The organism is Sulfitobacter profundi, from assembly GCF_042661425.1.
Lineage (GTDB): Bacteria > Pseudomonadota > Alphaproteobacteria > Rhodobacterales > Rhodobacteraceae > Sulfitobacter > Sulfitobacter profundi.
This window is the reverse complement of sequence record NZ_JBHSWA010000001.1, coordinates 830,291-848,146: the sequence shown is the minus strand read 5'-3', so window position 1 is coordinate 848,146 and position 17,856 is coordinate 830,291. Positions and strand designations below refer to the sequence as shown.

Below are 17,856 nucleotides of genomic sequence, written 5' to 3'. Positions count from 1 at the left end.
CAACTGTCGGGCAGCAATCTTGTTGCCCGACTTCTACTTCCACGGAGAAATGATGACCCGCACACTCGTAATCGAAACGCTAAAACGCCTACTTGTGATCGTCGTTGTGATCACCGGGACTTTCTTGTTGATACGTTCGGCACCTGGCGATCCTGCCGAATTCATCGCAGGTGAAGCGGCCTCGGGTGACCCGGCGTTTATTGAGCAGCTGCGCATGCAGATGGGTTTGGATAAGCCCGTCATAGTTCAATTAGGGATTTATCTTCGAGATGTCGCCACGCTTGATTTCGGCATGTCGTACCGCGAAGGGCGCCCGGTGTTAGAGATCATCCTTGAGCGGCTGCCAAATACCCTCATTCTCGCCGGAACGGCTTTTGTGCTGGCCTTGGTGCTTGGCACGTTTGCCGGTTTCATCGCAGCAGTCTTTCGCGGTACCTGGATTGACCGAGTGATCTCGCTAGGGTCGGTTCTGTTTTTCTCTTCTCCCTATTACTGGGTTGCGCTGCTCGCAATCATCCTCTTTTCGGCAAAACTAAACTGGCTCCCCGCGGGCGGCACTCAGACGATTGGCGCTGACTATACGGGTTTTCGGTCCGCGCTCGATTATATCCATCATTTGATCATGCCTGCGACGGCCTCCGCCCTTTTCACGATGGCGATCTATGCCCGCCTCGTGCGTGCCTCTATGACCGATCTTGCCAATACTTTGTTTGTCAAAGCAGCCCACGCTAAGGGCATGGCCCCTATGCGGATCTGGTTCCGCCATGTTTTGCGAACGTCACTGCTCCCGATCACGACGATGGCTGGAGTGCAGGCTGGGCAACTGGTCGCCGGGACTATTCTGACTGAGACTGTCTTTGCTTGGCCGGGGATCGGCAGGCTTATGTATGACGCCTTAATTGCGCGCGATTACAACGTGGTTATCGGCGTTTTCATCATGACCTCTCTCATCGTCATTTTCGCCAACCTCGTTGTCGACCTTCTTTATCGCTACGTCGACCCGCGCACGCGCGCCGCTTGAGAAAGGGCAAACCCATGCCAATCTGGAAATCTATTCTGACGCGCCCCGATGGTATTATCGCGGTCCTGTTCTTGGTCATCGTAGGCTGTGCAGCCTTGCTTGCCCCTGTCATCTTTCCGGAAGGACCTTGGCGGATGGTCGCGCGGCCATTCCAACTGCCCTTTCAGGACAACGGCAATCTATTGGGCACCGACGCTCTTGGCCGCGACATGCTGATCATGATGACATATGGCGCACGCACATCGCTGGGTATCGGTCTGGTATCTACCGTGGTCGCCGTTTTGCTTGGGCTGACCATCGGAGGGGCTGCAGGGTTCTTCGGTGGCCGCGTCGACAGTTTTCTGATGCGCGCGACCGAGATGTTTCAAACGGTGCCCAACTTTGCCTTGGCGCACCTTCTCATCGCGATCTACTCGCCGTCGATCACATCGGTTGTTGTTGCGATCTCCGTTGTTAGCTGGCCACCGGTCGCGCGGCTCGCCCGAGCCGAGTTTCTAAGCCTGCGCCGCCGCGAATTTGTTCAGGCTGCCCTGCTGTCGGGCCAAAGCAACCTGCGTGTGGCGTTGACCCAAGTGCTACCCAACGCGCTTTCGCCCCTTATTGTCATGGCCGCTTTAATGGTATCTATGGCGATCCTTTTTGAAAGCGCTTTGAGCTTTCTCGGCCTCGGCGATCCAAACGTTGTCAGTTGGGGCTATCTTATCGGGGCGGCCCGTGCGGTCATTTCTCAAAGCTGGTGGCTGACCTTATGCCTGGCCTCGCGATCATGCTCACCGTCGTTGCCATTTCCACCATCGGCGATGCGATCAGCGACAGCCAAGACCCCTTCTTCGACCGCCGGGAGACAACCTGATGACCGTGCTTTCAATCAACAATCTGCAAGTTAGCTATGGAATGGATTCTCACATAGTCAAAGGCGTGAGCTTTGATGTTGAAAAGAGCAAAACCACCTGCCTTGTTGGTGAGAGTGGGTCGGGGAAATCCATGATCGCCAACGCGGTAATGGATCTTCTCCCCTCGAAAAAGCTGCGAATTACCGGCGGTGACATTCGCTACCATGATCAAACGTTGGTAGGACGTCCCGCACGCGATATTCGCGCCATCCGAGGCCGCTCAATTTCGATGATCTTTCAAGATCCTATGTCGGCTCTGAACCCGGTGCGGGGGATACGCACGCAGTTTGATGAGGTGTTTTCCAGTCATAACATCGAGCCAGAACAAGGTCGGCGTGCGCGGATGCTCGAGTTGCTTGAACTTGCGCGCCTTCCCAATCCTCCCCGTATTCTTGATGCGTATCCCTTTGAATTGTCCGGCGGCCAGCGACAGCGGGTGATGATCTCGATGGCGATGGCCCTGAATCCAGATGTTCTGATCGCGGACGAGCCGACAACCGCGTTGGATGTGACCACGCAAGCCCAGATCCTCGGCCTCATCCGGGATTTGCAGCGTGACTTCGGCACAGCGGTTTTGTTCATTACGCACGACTTTGGCGTGGTGGCTCAGATCGCGGATGATGTCGTCGTCTTGCGGCACGGCGAGGTGGTCGAGCACGGGCAGGCAGCCCATTTGCTGAAAAACGCCGAGAATGACTATACCCGTGAACTGATCTCTGCCATTCCCAATTGGCACCCCCGCCACGCAACACCAGAGGCGCCGGCGCTGGTGAATGCCGTTGATGTGGTTAAGACGTTTCATACCAAAAGCGGAGAGGTGAAAGCGCTCGATCGCGTTTCCCTTCGTGCAAAGCGGGGGAGACAATTGGCATCGTTGGGGAAAGCGGATCGGGAAAGTCGACGATTGCAAAATGCCTTGTGGGTCTGGAAGAGGCGGATGAGGGCGCCATCTTAATTGCTGGGACCGACCTGCTCGCGCAGCCCATCAATCAGCGCAAATCGCACCGCAAACTAATGCAGGTGGTCTTTCAGGACCCGAACGCGGCGCTAAACCCGCGGCATACCGTTGGAAGGACCGTTCTCGACGTATTGAGAGCGAATGGGTGCGAACGGCGCATGTTGCGCGAGACAGCATTGACCCTTCTCGAAGACGTTAAGTTGGATCGCAAGTTCTTTGAGCGTTTTCCGCATGAGCTTTCCGGCGGGCAGCGCCAGCGCGTCTGTATCGCCCGTGCGCTGGCAGCCAAGCCTGAGATACTTATCGCAGATGAAGCGCTTTCGGCGCTCGATGTTTCTGTGCAGCGGCAGATGTTGCAGCTGTTTGCGGATCTGCGGGAAAAACATAATCTTACGATACTTTTCATCACTCACGATCTGCGCGTCGCCGCAGAAATCTGTGACGACCTTATTGTCATGAAATCTGGGCAGGTTGTCGTAGCAGGTGCGCCCGCAGGCGTACTCGAAGGCGATCTTCACCCCTATGTCGAAGAGCTTATGAATGCGATACCAGGGCAGGAATGGTTCCCAGTTGGCGGGAAGCGGATTGCACATGCGGAGATGTGAAAATGGCGATTGTCATCGACAAGGTTGAAAGCAAAGGGCTTACTGATACGATCGGAGAAGAACTGGTACGGCTCATCGCCCAAGGCGATATGAAACCGGGTGAGCGTCTAAACGAAGTCCGCTTGGCCGAAAGTTTTGGGGTTAGTCGAGGTCCTGTTCGCGAAGCTGCGCGCGAATTGGAAGGGCAGGGGTTGCTTGTCAGCCGGCCTCGGCGCGGCTTCTATGTGGCGAATTTCACTCCCGATCAGATCGTAGATCTTTATGAAGTCAAACGTTGGATCGACCCTGCGCTGATATATGACTTCCAGACCTATTCCAGCACAGAAACAAGCCTCGAAATACTCGCTGAAGTCGACACAATCGACATCTCTGAAAAAGTCGCGTTTTCTCGGACACTATTTGAGTTCCGCCAGCGATTGGTTGCGCGTTTCCACAACCGGGTGCTCGCTGCACACGCGATGTCCCTCTATCGGCAATTCCATATCGTTACCGCGCTGATCGACGTCACCGACCCAGAACAACGCATGATCCGCATCGTTGATACCCTACGAAGATTTTGGTCGGTGATGGCGCAGGGCGACTTTGATGAAGCGCAATTGATCATGCAAAAAGACGCCGAATTCTGGCGCAACGACGTCGCCCCCGCTTTGGCAAGGGGCGCTCTGATTCACCCAATTAAGGCATCTCAACCCATGGACTTACCCCTCTCAAATACCATCACTGCCGCTTTGCCAGACCTTCAAGCAATTCGGCGCGACCTACATCGGAATCCGGAACTCAGTTTCGATCTTCCGCGGACCGCGGGTATCGTCGCCGAACGACTCCGCGCTTGGGGGTTTGACGAGGTGATTGAGGGTATTGCTAAGACTGGCGTTGTTGGGATTTTACACGGCACGTCGGGCCCTGCATCCGATCCCAGCCAACGGGTGCTGCTTCGGGCTGACATGGATGCTTTGCCGATCCAAGAAGCCACCGGGGCGGAACACGCCTCGCAGGTCGAGGGCAGAATGCACGCTTGTGGCCACGATGGGCACACAACGATGCTGCTCGGCGCAGCCGAACAGCTGGCTCACTTGCGGAATTTTGACGGCACGTTGGTGTTTTGCTTCCAACCAGCAGAAGAGCTTGGCGGGGGAGCGAAGGTAATGATTGACGAAGGCTTGCTCCAACGCTTTCCTGTTAAGGCCGCCTATGCCGCACATAACTGGCCCCAAATGCCGGTCGGTCAGTTTGGCGTCATTCATGGGGGCGATGGCCTCAGCTGATGGTGTTTTAATTACTGTTGAAGGAACGGGCGGCCATTCCGCGCAACCGCATATGGCCCGCGATCCACTTGTTTGCGCAGCGGCGATCATTGGCAGTGTCCAGACGATTGTTTCCAGAACGGTCAGCCCCTTTGAACAGGCGGTTGTTTCGATAACATCAATTCACGGCGGCGAAGCGTGGAACGTCATTCCCGACAAAATACAGATGCGATGCAACTTTCGGAGCTTTTCGGAATCCGTCTCGGCCAAGATTGAGATGGAACTTAAGCGAATTTGTCACGGGACAGCACAGGCGCATGGCTGCACCGTTCATATCGAACGGCCGCCAATGACCCCCTATCCACCAACGGTCAACCACCCTGCTGAGACGCGCTTAGCAATTGAAGCGATGTCGGCTGTCGCTGGGGCCGAAAACGTCCACCAGAACCTTGAGCCCGTTATGGGTTCGGAAGACTTCGCGTTCTTTCTTCGTGAGGTACCAGGTGCCTATATTTTTATTGGCAATGGAGACAGCGCGGCGCTGCACAATCCCGCATATGATTTCAATGACGACGCTTTAGGTTATGGCGTCGCCTATTGGACCGAATTGGCACGGCGCGCTTTGCCCTGCGCCTAATAACAGCCCTATTCGATTGAGGTTCAAAAATGACAGAGATGCACTATTGGTCCGTAGCTGAGACAGCAGATCGCCTAAAGCGCGGTGACGTCTCTGTACTTGAGGTGACACAGGCGCAGTTTGATCGCATCTCCGCGGTTAATCCCGCAATTAATGCCATCACAACTCTGGTAAACGAAGCCCTGGACGTCGCTAAAGCTCTGGATCAGCAGGGTCGTCCAGAAGATGCGGGGCCCCTATGGGGCGTACCGGTGACCACAAAGATAAACGTTGATCAAAAGGGCTACCCGAATTCTAACGGTGTGGCCGCCAATGCTGATGCCATCGCGACCGAAGACTCGCCTGTCATTGCTAATCTAAAACGTAGTGGTGCGGTGATCGTAGGGCGAACCAGTACGCCTGAGTTTTCTATGCGTTGGTTTACTTCCAATCCGATTCACGGAACCAGCAAAAATCCTTGGGACGCAAAACTGACTCCCGGCGGGTCCAGTGGCGCGGCGGCCGCTGCGGTGGCCTGTGGGATCGGGGTGATCGGCCACGGAAACGACCTTGGCGGCTCTCTGCGTTACCCGGCCTATTGTTGTGGGGTTGCGACGATCCGCCCGTCGCTGGGCCGCATCCCCGCGATGAACCCGACCCAATCCGCAGCTGGTATCGAACGGGGTCCCTTCACCCAGCTTATGGCCGTCCAAGGTCCTATCGCCCGCTCCATCGCAGACCTAAAGGCAGGGCTATCGGGAATGTCAATGCAGGACCCGCGCGATCCGCTTTGGGTTCCCGGACGGGGCCATGCCCGCGATGCGCGCGGAGCGCTCACGGTCGGGTATGCCATGAACCCGTTCGGGGGCGGGATTGACCCGGAGGTGGAGACCGCGATGCACACCGCTATTGCTGCATTCAAAGATAGCGGCGCAAAATTACGTGCTGTCGCTCCGCCGGCGGCTGAAACGCTGCCAAGCCTCTGGGGAACGCTGATGTTCACCGAGACCGAAGCACTTCTACGAGAAACCATTGAGAGAAAGGGGTCCGATGAGATGTGGGAATATTATCAATCGTTCATCGGCCATTTCGATATAGCAGATGTAAAAGGACTGTTGCAGGCGATGCAGCGCAGGATCGTGTGCCAGCGCGCATGGGCTGAAATGTTCTCTCAAGTGGATGTGTTGCTGTTGCCGACCTCCCTGCGCCGGCCTTTCTTCAACGATCAAGACTTCGAAAATCCAGCCAGTCTCGGCAAAATCGTATCGGCTCAGTCTCCGCTTCTTGCCATCAACGTGCTTGGACTGCCTTCGGTTGCATTGCCCACACACCTCGATGATAGAACCCCGCTCGGGGTGCAGCTAATAGGACCTATGTACCAAGATGAATTTGTGCTCAATGCCGCTGACAGGCTGGAACAGGAACTGGGTACCGTTTGGCAGCATCTGACGTGAAGTCTATCAGAATTAGACTGGCGTCTATTTAAAACGGAAATCTGGCGTGCAAGCTATGGCAGATCAGAACATCCCCTTCGTACTGGCGAACGGGTATGGAGATGCCGAAAGCATCACGGCAAGCTATCCGCCAGCGGTTGTCACGAGCAAGCCGTTCACGGCAAAAGTCTTGCGAAAGCAATTGAGGCGGCCCTTTCACGATAGCTGTCTTATTGTTTGTACCCTTCAAAGTAGACATCGACGCTGACCGCGGCGTGCTATTTTGAAGGCTGCCGTGCCCACCAACCTCAATACAACCTTCTCATAGCAGCCGTAGGCGCAACCGCAGCGAAATGGCGCTCTGTCCCGCTCTCCTGACCTTCGACATGGTGCTGATATCGCTCCTGCAGCGAATGGCCCTTCTGATGAAGCTGCACTGCAGCGCAGTCGGCGATCATAGATGGCCGCTATGGGCCGTGAGCGACCGCTATCCACCCGTGACATCAAGGTCGGGATTGAGAAAGCTATTTCGGCTATTCTTCGTTAATGAACGGGCAGGGCATTTAGTCGGATGGGTTCGCATAGTAATACCGAAAAGATGTAGAAATCTTGAGCGAGGAGCCTTATTCTTTTGTGTTGATTGCAATCGACGAACAAGCAGCGAGACGCAATGGATCAAGAAACGCATGTCGCACGCCGGGCAGGCATTCGAGAACCGCAGCGGCAGCGGGGATCGCGCGGTTTCAAAAACTTCTCGACGCGACCGAGGTTATTCTGACCAAGACGCCTGACAGCGACATAAGCCTTGCGGTCGTGGCAGAGGCGGCGGGGGTGCCTTTGCCCTCGATCTACCACTTCTTCCCCAACAAAGACGCGATCCTTGTTGCTTTGGCGCAGCGCTATCATCAGGCACTTTCCACACTCGCGCAAAAGCCGCTGGACCCGCCCCCGGCTCTTGGCAGGAAATCATCCGCCGACGACAGATCGGCGGGGTCGCATATCTCAACCGCCATCCTGCAGCGCTGCGTCTTTTCATGGGGGCAGGGGTTAGCGCCGAAGTGCGCACCTTAGACCTGCAGGGCAATGCGTCCCTGTCGGCGATACGTTCGGCGGAGTTCAGGCGGTGGTTTGATTTTTCCGCCGTGCCAGATCTTGAGCACCGGGTCGGGCTGTCGATTGGGATCATGGATGGTATCTGGGCGATCTCATGGTCCCAGCACCGCCGCATCACCGAAGACTACCTTACCGAGAGCATCCGCGCGTCGACATGTTACCTGCGCTGCTTCTTGCCAGAGATTCTGCCGGCGCGCGAACCAATTGCGAATTAACCAAACTTTCTATGACTAACTTGTTGCCTTTTTTGTGACGGCTAGGCGTTGGTCAGTTCAAGCCGCACCATGAATTTATGCGCTTTCGCCCCAGTCCATAAAGAAATTCTGCCAATCGACGCCATTCAAGCAAAGCGAACTATAGGCGATTTACTGACCATCAATACCCTCTATGCAGCCAAAAATTCCCCCGCTAACCTGATCTGCATGGCTCAGCAGGCCAACAGTTAAACCGCACCGATCACAGTCATTTCCAGCCGGCCGACGGGCAGATTGGCGGTCACGGGCCCGACAGGGCGCGGCACCTTATTCCTGCCTGATCCATCGGCCTCACAGAATGCTGGGGCGGAGAAACAAGCAAAGGGGACTATGGTATGAATACGGCTTCATCTTTCAAGACCACGGCACGGCGGCGGGGCACGGCCTTGCTTTTAGGTACGACCAGCGCGCTGATGTTCGGCTCCGCGGTTGCAGCGCAGGATACGCTTGTCGTGGGCCGCTCAATGGACGTCAATTCGCTCGATCCGTCGCGGGCCTTCTGTGATACCTGTCAAATCTACCTCACAGCCGTCTATGAGCCGCTGATCACGCTCGGCGCAGACAATGAGACGCTGGAGCCGAAGCTTGCGACAAGCTGGGAGCACAACGAGGATTTCACCGAGTTCACCTTTAACCTCAACCCCGACGCCGTCTTCTCTGACGGAAGCCCGGTTGAAGCCTCCGATGTGGTCTGGACCTTCGAGCGACTTCGCAACCTTAAAGGGTCGCCCTCCTTTTTGATGGATGGCACGCAGTCCATCGAGGCGGTGGACGCCCATACCGTGAAGGTGACGGTGGAGGCGCCAAATTCTGAATTTCTCAATAAGGTTTCCGCCCCCTACACAGGTATACTAAACGCCGAAGCCGCCATGGCGGGCGGGGCGCTGGCGGATGAAACTGCGGCGACTGCCGATGGAGCCGAAGGTTGGTTCTTGGAGAATTCGGTAGGCAGTGGGCCCTTTGTTCTGGCCAACTACGCACCCGAAGACGAGCTGCGTCTGTCGCGCAATGACAGCTACTATGGCACCGCCCCCGCCTTTTCCGAGGTGGTGATCACGCAGATGCAGGATTCCGTCAGTCAGGCGCAGGCGCTTGAGACGGGCTCGGTTGATATTGCCATGCAGATCGACGCGGATACGGCCAAATCCCTCGACACCCCGGACGTGGTGACTGAGATTATCCCTTCCTTCAACTTTGTCTATTTCGCTTTCATGCCGGGTTCGACCGCGATGAAGGACAAGCTGACCCCTCAGGTGCGCGAGGCGCTGACTTATGCGGTCGACTATGACGGGATGATTGAATTCACCGTTGGCGGCAACGGCAACAAGATCGCAGCACCCATTCCCAACGGCTTTCCGGGCACCAAGAACCTTGAGCCGCGCGCGCAAGATGTGGAAAAAGCTAAGTCGATGCTGGCAGAGGCGGGCATGGACAGCGGGCTTGAGATGGTTGCCGTGTACCCCAACGACAATGTCTACGGCGTTGACCTCAACGTGATGATGCAAAAGCTGCAACAAGATTTCTCGCAGGTGGGGGTCGAGGTCACGCTCAAACCGGTGACCTATCCGGTCTGGCGCGAGGAAATGGCTGCGGGTACGGCTGACCTTACTGCAGTCTATTACGCACCTGACTACTACGGTTCAGGCCAATATGCGGCCTATTTCGGGATGACGGAAGGCTCCACTTGGGTCAGCCGTGCGGGCTACCAATCGCCCGAAACCGTGCTGAACGAGAAAGAGGGCGAAATCTACGCGCAGGCGCTGGCCGCGTCGGGTGAAGAGGCCGCTGCAAAGTATGAGGAGCTGGCCCGAGAGTTGATGGCAGACAATGTCATCATTCCGCTCGTAAGTCCCAACCTTGTGCTGGCCCACCGCGCTGACATCGACGGGGTGCGCTACAGCGCCTGCTGTAACCTGCCGCTCGCCGAAATCTCGCGCAAGTAAGCAAGTAAAAGGGGCAAGGCCATGCTGCGCTATATCATACGCCGAGTGCTGGGAGTGCCGTTTCTCCTGCTCGGCGTGGCCAGTGTGGCCTTCATCCTGTCGCAAAGCACCAAGGGCGATCCGCTTTCCGCCTTGGTGCCCGAGCGGATGATGAACAACCCCGAGATCGTGCAGGCCGTGGAGGCGCAGTGGGGTTTGGATAAGCCGTTGCCGGTGCGCTACGTCGTCTACATGAAAAACTTGGTACAGGGCGACATGGGGACCTCCTTCAACACCCGCCGCCCCGTCGCCCGCGATATTGCCGAGCGTTTGCCCGCGACGTTGGAACTGGTGGTCGCCGCGATGATCGTCGGCACCACCATTGGGATGGCAATTGGCTTGCTGTCGGCACGGTTCCGTCACTCTATCTTCGACAATGCTGCCCGCGGGTTTGCCCTGCTGGGATCCTCGCTGCCGATCTTCTGGTCGGGGCTGATCATACTTTATATCTTCTCGGTACAGCTTAAATGGACGCCCGGCACGGGACGACTTGACGCACGGAGCCAAGCGCCAGATGGGATCACCGGGTTCTATACCGTTGATGCGCTGCTGGCTGGCAATGGCGGACTTTTCATCGAGGCGCTCAGCCATCTTGCGCTGCCAGCGCTGGTCTTAGGCTGGTCGGTTATCGGAATTGTCGCGCGGCTGGTCCGCTCATCGCTGCTCGACGCGCTTGGGCAGGATTATGTGCGCACAGCACGGGCCAAGGGCGCATCCGAGCGGGTCGTGCTGATCAACCACGCGCTGCGCAACGCGCTTATACCGGTGCTCACGGTGTTGGGCTTTACCTTTGCCTACCTCATCACGGGCGCAGTCCTGACCGAGGCGATCTTTAGCTGGCCGGGCATCGGCTCTTATGCCGTGTCGGCCGCGCGTTCGCTGGACTATCCCGCCATTGGCGGCGTCACCATCGTCGGCGCGACGGCCTTCCTTTTGGCTAATCTAGTCACCGACATCGCCTACGCTTGGGCCAACCCGCGCATCAAGGTGTCGGGATGAGCGCGGTCGAGACCCTCCGCCCCGCAAGCCGCAGCCGGCCTCGCCGTGCGTGGACCTTTGTGCGCCGCTTGCCCCTAACCGGACAGATCGGCATCCTGATCCTTTTGTTTTGGGCCGTGACCTTGCTGACCGTTCAGTTCTGGCCACTTGTCGATCCACTGATGATGGCAGGACGGCGGTTGCAGCCGCCCTCCGCTGACCATTGGCTGGGGACCGACGCGCTTGGTCGTGACGTGCTGTCGCGGACCCTGCATGGGTCAACCTACACGATCCCCGTGGCACTTATGGTGGTGGTCTCTGCCGTTGTCATCGGCTCGGCCCTAGGGGCTGCGGCGGGCTACCTTGGCGGCTGGACGGATGCAGTTATCATGCGGGCCGCCGATGTGACTTTGTCCTTCCCGCCGATCCTACTGGCGATGACCGTCGCTGCGACCTTGGGCCCGGGATTGCCGAATGCAGGCCTCGCGATGGTGATCGTCTGGTGGCCGATCTATGCGCGGCTGATGCGCGCACAGGTGTTGGAGGTTCGCACCCGCGAACATGTCGAAGCGGCCATCGCAGGCGGAGCCGGGCGTAGTCGCGTGCTGGTGGTGCATATCCTGCCGCTGTGCTGGACGCCCACGCTGATCAACGCGACGATGGACTTCGGGCAGGTGGCGCTGCTGGCCGCCTCGCTTAGCTTCATCGGTCTGGGGGCTGTGCCGCCAAGCCCGGAATGGGGCAGCATGATCTCGGAAGGGGCGGCGAAATTCTACAGCTGGTGGATCGCTTTTGGTCCCGGCATGGCGATCCTTTCCGTGGTGCTGGCAACCGCATTCTTAGGCGACGGTCTGCGTGACGTGCTTGACCGCAGGGGGCCGAAATGAGCGCCGCACCCCTTTTGGAAATCCGCGATCTGCGCGCCGCCTTTCCTGGCCCGCACGGCCCGGTTGAGGCGGTGCGCGGCATCGACCTTACGCTTGACGCAGGCGAGGTGCTGGGGATCGTGGGCGAAAGCGGTTCGGGCAAATCCGTGGCGATGATGGCGCTGCTACAACTGCTCCCACCAAGCGCCATCGTCAGCGGTTCGGCCCGGTTTAAGGGGCGCGAGTTGGTCGGCATGCCGCGCCGAGAAATCCGTCAGATCTTGGGTCAAGAAATCGGCTGTATCTTCCAAGACCCGCTTAGTGCCTTTAACCCGGTGTTGACCATCGGCGACCAGATCCTTGAAGCGATCCGTTTGCATGACCGCAAGATCAGCAACCATGACGCAAAACGTCGGGTGCTGGACCTTTTAGTGTCGGTTTCGATCCCACAGCCAGACCGGCGCGTGGACCAGTATCCGCATGAATTTTCCGGCGGGATGCGCCAGCGCGCCATGATCGCCATGGCGCTCGCCAACAATCCCAGCCTGCTGATCGCTGATGAGCCGACCACAGCGCTTGATGTGACGGTGCAGGCGCAGATCCTTGATCTGCTGCGGCAATTGGCCGAGGAACGCGGGATTGGCATGGTGCTTATCACCCATGACTTGGGCGTTGTGGCGGGCATGGCGCGGGACATCGCGGTTATGTACGGCGGCCGGGTGGTCGAAACTGGTACGGCAGACGACATTTTCTACGACACGTGCCATCCCTACACGCGCGGACTGATCGCCGCGATGCCCCGGCTTGAGACGATCACCGAAAAACTCGTGTCCATCGAAGGCACGCCACCGTCAATCTTTGACCGCCCCTCGGGGTGCAGCTTTGCACCGCGCTGCAAATTGGCACTCCCTACATGCCGCGCGACCGACCCAGCCCTACGCCCGGTGCATCGCACATCCGTGGCTTGCCTGCGTGCGGAAGAAATCATTGCAGCCACGCAAGGTGCAGCGCGCGCAGAATTTGAGGAGGGGGCATTATGACCCAGACACCTCCCTCCCAACCTGTTCTATCTGTGCGTAACCTTTCCAAGGACTACCCCATCGGTTCCAACCTTCTGGGCACCAAACCTGCGCAGCTTTTGCGAGCCGTCAGCGACGTGAGCTTTGACGTGGCGCCGGGCCAGACCTTTGGGCTGGTGGGGGAAAGCGGCTGCGGTAAGACGACGCTGGGCCGCTGCATCCTGCGGCTGATTGAACCGACCGATGGCGAGATCGTGTTGGCCGGGACCAACATTACCCGGCTGGATGCAGCCGATATGCGGCCTGTTCGGCGGGACCTGCAAATCGTGTTTCAGGATCCGATGTCCTCGCTGCATCCCGGCATGACCATCCGGCGCATTCTGGTCGAGGGGATGCGCCTGTTGAAGCTGGACGCTAAGGCGACCGAGGCGCGCATTCGTGACCTGTTGGAACTGGTGCAATTGCCGCAGGACGTGGCAGACCGTTATCCGCACGAGCTTTCGGGCGGACAACGGCAGCGCATCGGTATCGCGCGCGCCATTTCGGTCGACCCCAAGGTGGTGGTTCTGGACGAACCTGTCTCGGCGCTGGATGTGTCCATTCAGGCGGGGGTGCTGAACCTGCTGCGCGATTTGCAGGATCGGCTGGGGATCGCCTTTTTGTTCATCGCCCATGACCTTAGCGTCGTGCGCTATATCTCGCACCGGATCGCGGTGATGTACCTTGGCCAGATTGTCGAGGTCGGCGCGGCGGATGCACTGTTTGCGGCACCGCAGCACCCCTACACACAGGCATTGCTCTCGGCGATCCCGCTGGCTGACCCCCGCGCCGAGCGCAGCCGCAAACGGACCATGCTGAAGGGCGATTTGCCCAGTCCGCTGAACCCCCCATCGGGCTGTCGTTTCAGAACCCGCTGTCCCCGCGCGCAACCGATTTGTGCCGAGGTCAGCCCAGTCTTGACGCCAGACGCGGATGATCATGCCGTCGCCTGCCATTTTCCCGGCCCCGACCCGGCGCTGGACGGCATCGCACCCACAATTGCAAATTCTCATAACGGAGCGGATAGATGAATTCGCCTATGCTTCAGACCAACGAGTCTCAGGACAGCCGCCTGCGCGCGCGGGCCGCGCGTGTCATTCCCGGCGGCATGTGGGGCCACCAGCGGGCCGAGGCGCTGCCGAAGGGCTATCCGCAGTTCTTCGCCAGTGGCGAGGGCGCACGGGTGACCGATGTCGACGGTCGTGAATACATCGATTTCATGTGCGCTTGGGGGCCGATTATTCTGGGTCATCAGCATGAGGGGGTCGAAGCGGCTGCCGCGGCACAGGCGAGTGTGGGGAACTGTCTTAATGGCCCCACTGAACATGCCGTAATCCTTGCCGAAAGGTTGGTGGAAACGGTGGCCCATGCAGATTGGGCGCTGCTGCAAAAGAACGGCTCGGACGCGATGACCACCTGCATCACCACCGCTCGCGCGGCGACAGGACGACGCAAGATCCTCATCGCGAAAGGGGCCTATCACGGGGCGGTGCCTTGGTGCTCGCCTTCGCTGGTGGGTGTGACCAGCGAAGACCGCGCGCATTTGCTGCACTTCACATTCAACGATGCTGAAAGTCTTGTCGCGGCTGTTGCCGACGCGGGTGACGACCTTGCCGCGATCGTGGTCTCGGCGTTTCGGCATGATCTGGGCATTCCCCAAGAGTTACCGACTGAGGCCTTTGCCCGTGCCGTGCGCAAACACTGTGACGCCACCAAAGCGGTTATGGTGCTTGATGATGTGCGGGCGGGATTTCGGCTTAATATGGCTGGATCGTGGGAAGGGACGGGCGTGCGCCCTGATCTGACCGCCTTTTCCAAAGCAATCGCAAACGGTCACGCGCTCTCTGCCGTTACAGGAAGCGATTGGCTGCGCGACGCGGCCAATAGCGTCTTTGTGACCGGCTCATTCTGGTACGCCGGTGCGCAGATGGCTGCAGGGGTTGCCACTCTGGATGAATTAACGCGGATCGATGGCCCCGCGCTTATGGCCCGCGCCGGACACCGGCTGCGAAACGGATTGGACGAACAGGCCGCGCGCCATGGCTTTGCCCTCAACCAAAGCGGGCCGGTCGCAATGCCGCTTGTGCAGTTCGCAGGCGACAACGCCAAAGCATCGCTCGGCGAGGCGTTCTGCGGCGAAGCGCTGCGCCGCGGGGTCTATCTGCATCACCGCCACAACATGTTCCTCAGCACGGCACATACGGACGCAGAGATCGACCGCGCGCTGGAGGCCACAGAGGATGCGTTCGCTGCCATGGCGCGGAACCGTACCAAAAATCAAGGAGACGCCACATGACCCCCGAGCGCAACAACGTCAGTCTGTCGGTTCTGGAAGAAAAGGCGAAGTTCATCCGAACCGAAACTGTGCGACTGTCCCGCATTGCCGGGGCGGGGCATTACTCATCGACATTCTCCTGTGCCGAACTGCTGGCGACCCTCTACTACGATCAGATGCGTCTGGAGCCCGGTCAACCTGACTGGCCGGAGCGGGATCGCTTCGTGATGTCCAAGGGGCATGCCGCCATCGGGCTTTACCCCGTGCTGGCCGATCTGGGGTTTTTCGACCCGTCCGAGCTCGACACCTATACCCGGCTGGGGTCCAACTACGGTGACCATCCGGACATGAAGAAGGTCAAAGGGATCGACTTTTCCTCCGGGTCACTGGGGCATGGGCTGTCTATCGGCGTCGGTCTGGCGCTGGCGGCGCGGATGACGCAGCGCGACTACCGCACCTACGTGATGCTTGGCGATGGCGAGTTGAGCGAGGGACAGATTTGGGAGGCCGCGAATTCGGCTGGGCATTTCGGACTGCAAAACCTCGTGGCCATTGTGGACCGCAACGGTCTGTCGATCGACGGGCATACCGAAGACATCATGACCGTTGAGCCGATGGAGGACCGATTTGGGGCCTTCGGCTGGAACGTGCAGCGCATTGATGGCCATGACATTAACGCCGTCCGCGAGGCATTCGCGCGCCTGCCTTCGGGCCGCGACGGTCGACCGCAGGTGATCATCGCCGACACCGTAAAGGGGCGCGGTGTGGCGCATATGGAGATGTCGTTAGATTGGCACGTCGGCAACCTCGTGGGCGAAGACTATGACGCCGTGATGGTCGAGTTGGAAGCAGGCCTGAAACCCTATGAGCCGGAGAGCATGGCATGACCAAGGATATGCAAGACGAAAGCGAAATTTTCCGCGGCACCACCACCGGCAGCACCCGGCTGCGCGATGCTCGTTCGGTGCGCGGCACGCCCAAGGCTGGGATGCCGGCCTTTGTTTTGGGGGAAGAACTGGCCGACCTGGCAGACAGCGATCCGCGCATTGTCGTGGCGACGGCAGATCTGGCTTCGGCCAACCGCACCAATGATTTTCGCGACCGGCATCCTGTGCGTTTCGTGAACTTCTCAATTGCTGAGAAGAACATGATCACAGCCGCGGCTGGCATGGCTTCGACCGGGCTGGTGCCCTATGTCGCGACCTTCGCCAGCTTTGCGGCCATCCTCGGGGCCGAGGCGATCCGCACCGATTGCGCCTATCCGCGTATGAAGGTCCGGGTTATCGGAAGCCACTCTGGCATGTCGATGGGGTTCTACGGCAGCTCGCATCATGCGTTAGAAGACCTCGGGATGCTGCGCTGTATGGCCGATCTGACGGTTGTGTGTGCGACAGATGCCAATCACCTGCGCGCGATCTTGCGCGCCTCGGTTGACCACCCGGAGGCGATGTATATCCGGCTTGGTCGGGGCCGCGATCCAGAGGTGTATCCATCCGTGCCGCAAATCACTTTCGGCAAGGCGGCGCGCCTTCGTGAAGGGAGCGATTTGACCATAATCACCTGCGGCTCACAGGTCCGCGCCAGCCTCGACGCAGCAGAGCTTTTGGCAGGCGAGGGGATTTCCGTTCGCGTCGTCGACATGTTCACGATCAGCGAGATGGATCGCGATGAGATTAAGGCCGCCGCCGAGGAAACTGGCGCGATCTTGACCGTAGAAGAGCACAACATCACCGGCGGTCTCGGGTCAGCGGTGACCGAAGTTTTGATTGACCTGCCAAGGTGCAAGTTTCGCAAGCACGGCGTTCCCGACAAGTACGTTGAAGTCGGTCCACCTGCGGCGCTTTACGCGCACTACCGTCTAAACGCGGATGGTGTCGCTGAAGTTGCTCGTGAGTTTCTTTCGGTCTGACTCACATAACGTCGCTCTCAATGTTTTTTGTCATAGGATAGAGAACCAAAAACCTGAATGCATTTTCGTTGCTGGCCCAAGATCACCCGCTACTGCCGGCTGATACAAAAATTAGTTTTACCGGCTGATCGAAGTTAAAGCCGGTAAAAATACCGCAGCAGTGCTGCCCAGTGGGATTGTCACCTTGTACTGATCGGAGAGCGCAAACGTTTCGATGCGGACCGAGCAGAAAATCAACTCAATGGGTTGATCATATGAGCTAAACTGAGCGATGGGCCGCAATAGATACGAAATAGCGACATACGTTGTCGGCTGGCTATGCGCATTCAGTTTTGGCAACGAACTCACACTGAATCTTTTTAATGTTCAGAGAGGGCGGAAAGTGTGCATTCGCTGCTTTGCAGCAAGAATCTTGAGAAGCCGCGAAAGCGGACCTTCAAACCCGAGCGGTCTGGTCGTCGCTGTATTGGGGTAATTCTGTCAGGTAAGCGGTTCTTCGCCGCACGTGCGCAGTATGGTTGGCTGGAGCGCAAAGAGCTGCCGTAGACTGCGATGTTACTTACCGTCCAAGATGTTGATATCGGGGCAAAGTAACCTCCCAATCAACAGTCAAAGTCGAAGGGCGTGAGGTTTAAGCCGATCGATTGCTGG

The 17,856-nt window shown here is 58.3% G+C and carries 17 protein-coding genes; all 17 read left to right on the top strand.

The window, feature by feature from the left end; translation table 11 throughout:
- Nucleotides 1-22: 22 nt before the first annotated feature.
- The 17 genes from ACFQAU_RS04560 (at nt 23) to ACFQAU_RS04480 (ending at nt 17,205) form a co-directional block, all read left to right on the top strand.
- Entirely contained in the window at nt 23-1,021 is a 999-nt protein-coding gene (locus tag ACFQAU_RS04560) for an ABC transporter permease (protein WP_386280851.1), read from the top strand.
- Nucleotides 1,022-1,035: 14 nt separating this feature from the next.
- The gene (locus tag ACFQAU_RS04555) at nt 1,036-1,908 is read left to right on the top strand and encodes an ABC transporter permease (RefSeq protein WP_346504540.1); all 873 of its coding nucleotides are present in this window, start codon (nt 1,036-1,038) and stop codon (nt 1,906-1,908) included.
- On the top strand, nt 1,874-2,869 hold the full coding sequence (locus ACFQAU_RS04550; RefSeq protein WP_386280846.1) for an ATP-binding cassette domain-containing protein: 996 nt from the start codon (nt 1,874-1,876) through the stop codon (nt 2,867-2,869). The genes ACFQAU_RS04555 and ACFQAU_RS04550 overlap by 35 nt, the downstream gene beginning before the upstream one ends.
- On the top strand, nt 2,779-3,477 hold the full coding sequence (locus tag ACFQAU_RS04545) for an ABC transporter ATP-binding protein (protein WP_386283807.1): 699 nt from the start codon (nt 2,779-2,781) through the stop codon (nt 3,475-3,477). The genes ACFQAU_RS04550 and ACFQAU_RS04545 overlap by 91 nt, the downstream gene beginning before the upstream one ends.
- Nucleotides 3,478-3,479: 2 nt before the next feature.
- Nucleotides 3,480-4,742 (top strand): M20/M25/M40 family metallo-hydrolase, encoded by a 1,263-nt coding sequence (locus ACFQAU_RS04540; protein WP_386280843.1) that lies wholly within the window; start codon nt 3,480-3,482, stop codon nt 4,740-4,742.
- The gene (locus tag ACFQAU_RS04535) at nt 4,720-5,358 is read left to right on the top strand and encodes an amidohydrolase (RefSeq protein ID WP_386280840.1); all 639 of its coding nucleotides are present in this window, start codon (nt 4,720-4,722) and stop codon (nt 5,356-5,358) included. The genes ACFQAU_RS04540 and ACFQAU_RS04535 overlap by 23 nt, the downstream gene beginning before the upstream one ends.
- A 29-nt stretch (nt 5,359-5,387) precedes the next feature.
- The gene (locus tag ACFQAU_RS04530) at nt 5,388-6,791 is read left to right on the top strand and encodes an amidase (RefSeq protein ID WP_132446613.1); all 1,404 of its coding nucleotides are present in this window, start codon (nt 5,388-5,390) and stop codon (nt 6,789-6,791) included.
- 612 nt (nt 6,792-7,403) lie between these two features.
- Nucleotides 7,404-7,841: a TetR/AcrR family transcriptional regulator gene (locus ACFQAU_RS04525; RefSeq protein ID WP_386280836.1), complete on the top strand. Its 438-nt coding sequence runs from the start codon at nt 7,404-7,406 to the stop codon at nt 7,839-7,841.
- The gene (locus tag ACFQAU_RS04520; RefSeq protein WP_386284002.1) at nt 7,805-8,098 is read left to right on the top strand and encodes a hypothetical protein; all 294 of its coding nucleotides are present in this window, start codon (nt 7,805-7,807) and stop codon (nt 8,096-8,098) included. Before ACFQAU_RS04525 ends, ACFQAU_RS04520 begins: the two co-directional genes overlap by 37 nt.
- 374 nt (nt 8,099-8,472) lie before the next feature.
- The gene (locus ACFQAU_RS04515) at nt 8,473-10,080 is read left to right on the top strand and encodes an ABC transporter substrate-binding protein (protein WP_132446609.1); all 1,608 of its coding nucleotides are present in this window, start codon (nt 8,473-8,475) and stop codon (nt 10,078-10,080) included.
- A gap of 21 nt (nt 10,081-10,101) precedes the next feature.
- On the top strand, nt 10,102-11,118 hold the full coding sequence (locus ACFQAU_RS04510; RefSeq protein WP_132446607.1) for an ABC transporter permease: 1,017 nt from the start codon (nt 10,102-10,104) through the stop codon (nt 11,116-11,118).
- Nucleotides 11,115-11,984, top strand: coding sequence for an ABC transporter permease (locus ACFQAU_RS04505; RefSeq protein WP_132446605.1), 870 nt, complete (start codon nt 11,115-11,117; stop codon nt 11,982-11,984). The genes ACFQAU_RS04510 and ACFQAU_RS04505 overlap by 4 nt, the downstream gene beginning before the upstream one ends.
- The gene (locus ACFQAU_RS04500; protein WP_132446603.1) at nt 11,981-13,003 is read left to right on the top strand and encodes an ABC transporter ATP-binding protein; all 1,023 of its coding nucleotides are present in this window, start codon (nt 11,981-11,983) and stop codon (nt 13,001-13,003) included. The genes ACFQAU_RS04505 and ACFQAU_RS04500 overlap by 4 nt, the downstream gene beginning before the upstream one ends.
- Nucleotides 13,000-14,052, top strand: a complete 1,053-nt coding sequence (locus tag ACFQAU_RS04495; RefSeq protein WP_132446601.1) for an ABC transporter ATP-binding protein — start codon at nt 13,000-13,002, stop codon at nt 14,050-14,052. The genes ACFQAU_RS04500 and ACFQAU_RS04495 overlap by 4 nt, the downstream gene beginning before the upstream one ends.
- Nucleotides 14,049-15,317: an aminotransferase class III-fold pyridoxal phosphate-dependent enzyme gene (locus ACFQAU_RS04490; RefSeq protein WP_206054342.1), complete on the top strand. Its 1,269-nt coding sequence runs from the start codon at nt 14,049-14,051 to the stop codon at nt 15,315-15,317. Before ACFQAU_RS04495 ends, ACFQAU_RS04490 begins: the two co-directional genes overlap by 4 nt.
- Nucleotides 15,314-16,183: a transketolase gene (locus ACFQAU_RS04485; RefSeq protein ID WP_132446599.1), complete on the top strand. Its 870-nt coding sequence runs from the start codon at nt 15,314-15,316 to the stop codon at nt 16,181-16,183. Before ACFQAU_RS04490 ends, ACFQAU_RS04485 begins: the two co-directional genes overlap by 4 nt.
- Entirely contained in the window at nt 16,180-17,205 is a 1,026-nt protein-coding gene (locus ACFQAU_RS04480; RefSeq protein WP_132446597.1) for a transketolase family protein, read from the top strand. Before ACFQAU_RS04485 ends, ACFQAU_RS04480 begins: the two co-directional genes overlap by 4 nt.
- Nucleotides 17,206-17,856 lie beyond the last annotated feature (651 nt).